Here is a 2,869-nt window from a genome sequence, read left to right as displayed (position 1 = left end):
GTATTAGTGAAGTCGATATTAATGCATTACCTCCAAATTGGCATGAATATCCCGAGCAAAATATTTTAAAGCAAATTGGAAATGATTTTTTGCGGCAAAATAATAAACTGCTTTTAAAAGTGCCCTCGGCTTTGGTAAATGAAGAGTATAATTACCTCATGAATCCTTTGCATAACCTGGCTGCTTCGGTTAAAGTAGTAATTAAAAAACCGTTCAGTTTTGATGAACGGCTGATTTAGCCCCCTCTAAATCTCCCCCGGTAGGGGAGACTTTGAATTTCAGTATTTGGGTGGGCTTATTACAATTCGCTAAGTAGCTCTAACTTCTTGTTGTTATATTCTTCCTGCGATATTAGTCCGTTATCAAAAAGCGTTCTTAGTTTTTTAAGTTTTTCTGTTAGTATATCAGCTTTTGGTTCTTCGTGTATAACAGGCTCAGGTTGTTGAACGGGTGCTGCAGCATGAAATGCCGCTGCCACAGGCTGTGATGGACTTTCAAATTGTACCGAGCCTGACTCTGCACGTTTTTCTTCCAGATCGCGTAAACGGCGTGCTTCTCGTTCGGCTTCCTTGCGTTCTTGCGCGTACTGGTAAAGTTTACGGGCCTGTACCTTAGGCAGGTAATCCACACCCATTTCGGCGCCATTAGTGGTTTTTACACTAAAAATAGCACCTATAATTTCTTCTTTGGTGTATACGTCAACTACATCTTTCCACACAAAATCAACAAATTTTATAGATAAGCCCAGATTGGCTGGTGTGAAAAATAATATACGTTTATTAGTTATAGCAATACAATCTGGCAGTAAATTTACTAAGGGCTTTTTCTGCACAGCTATGTATATTATTTCTTCGCCTGTGTTTAACAGGTCAACCAGTCGTAAATAAACTTTTTCAACAGCCTTGGGGTCCTGTTCGTCATGCAAAAATTTCTCGATCATCTTAAATCACTTATTTATAATGCAAAAATATATAAATTCTGTTAGTTGTATATTAAGTTTTACGCTATCAGTAAATTACATCCGCGTATATCGGCATTATCAAATCTCCCCAGCACTTCAAATCCATCATCGGCATATACCTTACCCAGATCCTGCGTGGCTATAAACGAGCAGGAATTGATATTGGCCAGGTCAATTACATTAATGCCGCCTGCCTTACCATTAGTAACCAAACTCATGGGGTCATTAGTATCGCGGGTAATAACGCGCATCCACGGCGGGCAATTGAATATACCCGAGCCCTTTGAATAAGCCTGCGATAATAACTCCGTCATCCCATATTCAGAATGTATGGCATCAACGCCGAAACCTTTGCATAAAGCATCATGTACCTCTTCGCGTATCATTTCCTTGCGCCGGCCCTTCATGCCGCCGGTTTCCATAACAACAAGCTCGGGGAAATTTATTTGGTATTGCTCAACAAAATCAAGCAAGGCAAAGGTTACACCTATTAATAAGGTTGGCTTTTTTGCCTGCTGTTGTTTGGTAAGTTGTGCTGCAAGCTCATCGTGATTATATAGGTAGAAACCGCTATCCGGATTATTTGATTGCTTTATCAGGTCGGCGGCCATATATATTAATGAAGATCCTTGTCGCTCTAAATAAGAGGGTAATAAAGCCAGAACAGTATAATCCCTAATATCTCCATAAAATAATTGAAACGCTTCGCGGAAACTTTCCTCATACCAGCTTACATCGGTAATATGATGGCTGCTGGTTGTCACCCCTGTAGTGCCCGAACTGGTAAAAGTAATTTTTACTTCATCGGCCGAACTAACTATAGTGTGCGATTTAAAAAATTCGATAGGTAAAAACGGTATCTGCCGAATAGTAGTTACCGTCTCGGGGTCAATATTTAAGCCTTTAATAAAATTACGGTAAACCGCGCAATTTGTGGCCTGGTATTGAAAAACCTGTAAGGCGACATTATTAAATTGCTCATCATTATTTATAGAAAATACCTGCTGTTTACCCGGTTTCATTGCTGCAAAGATAGGCAGATATGCGGATATGTAAATACATACATGTTTGAGTTATTGCTGATACTTTAAAAAATCACCATCCACAATAAGCAGTTTTACCGGGGTTTGTGCTAACGAACGGTGTGAACTTAACTCATCAGATACTACGTAACTCATTCCTTTTTTTAGCGTGATCTGCTTGCCGTTTTCCTGTTCGGTAATAAACTCACCTTCTAAGCAGTGTACAATATGGCCCTTCTGGCACCAATGGTCGGCAACGTAACCTGCTGAGTATTCAACTATCCTGATACGTAATCCTGTAAATTGCAGGGTTTGCCAGGTTGAGCTGCCTTCTTCACCCGGATAATTTACTTTTTCAATCATATCCCAGTTTATTACCTGGAACGGAATATTTTTGTCAGTCATTTTATATTAAAAAATGTGTAACGCAAGTTAATAAAGAAACAAACAAACAACTGCCGTTTTTTAAGGTTGTAGATTTAAACAATAGCAACTATGAAAACATTAAAATTAATGGTGTTGCCGATACTGTTAAGCATTTTTATGGTGCTTGCATCTGCAACTGACCCGAGTAAAGAAATCGATCGCATCCATAAATCAACCAATGTGCTAAAGGCATTTGGTAAGATGAAGGAAAGCATACCGCACCAGCTAATTGAGGATTACCAGGGCATAGTAATTATCCCCAACTTGCTAAATGCAGGTTTCGGTGTAGGCGCCAAGCGTGGTAAAGGTGTAGCTATGGTAAAGCTGGCCGATGGTAAATGGAGCGACCCGGTATTTATTACCTTAACAGGCGGTAGTTTCGGGTTTCAAATAGGTATGCAATCTGTTGATATGGTATTGGTGTTCCGTCATAAAGGGGTGCTTGCCAAGGTTAAGAATG

General features: G+C 39.8%; 5 protein-coding genes. 2 read left to right on the top strand and 3 right to left on the bottom strand.

Annotated elements, in window-relative coordinates; translation table 11 throughout:
* The coding region (locus JWP71_RS05050) for an RES family NAD+ phosphorylase (RefSeq protein WP_299497664.1) at positions 1–239 on the top strand (239 nt) is incomplete at its 5' end.
* A gap of 59 nt (positions 240–298) precedes the next feature.
* On the opposite strand, the gene JWP71_RS05045 is transcribed toward JWP71_RS05050, so the two are convergent.
* From JWP71_RS05045 to JWP71_RS05035, 3 genes are read right to left on the bottom strand one after another with little or no spacing between them, the layout of a single operon-like run.
* Positions 299–940 (bottom strand): PH domain-containing protein, encoded by a 642-nt coding sequence (locus JWP71_RS05045; protein WP_299497663.1) that lies wholly within the window; start codon positions 938–940, stop codon positions 299–301.
* A 59-nt stretch (positions 941–999) separates the two neighbouring features.
* Complete coding sequence (locus JWP71_RS05040; RefSeq protein ID WP_299497662.1) at positions 1,000–1,983, bottom strand: acyl transferase; 984 nt, start codon at positions 1,981–1,983, stop codon at positions 1,000–1,002.
* 51 nt (positions 1,984–2,034) lie between these two features.
* A complete protein-coding gene (locus JWP71_RS05035) occupies positions 2,035–2,388 on the bottom strand; it encodes a DHCW motif cupin fold protein (protein ID WP_299497661.1) in 354 nt (117 codons plus the stop codon).
* 90 nt (positions 2,389–2,478) lie between these two features.
* On the opposite strand from JWP71_RS05035, the gene JWP71_RS05030 reads away from it, so the two are divergent.
* Positions 2,479–2,869 (top strand): lipid-binding SYLF domain-containing protein (locus tag JWP71_RS05030; RefSeq protein WP_299497660.1); only part of this gene is annotated, 391 nt, incomplete at its 3' end.

Source organism: Mucilaginibacter sp. (assembly GCF_028287845.1).
Taxonomy (GTDB): Bacteria; Bacteroidota; Bacteroidia; order Sphingobacteriales; family Sphingobacteriaceae; genus Mucilaginibacter.
The sequence above is the reverse complement of the archived record's forward strand: the minus strand, read 5'-3'. Positions and strand labels throughout refer to the sequence as shown.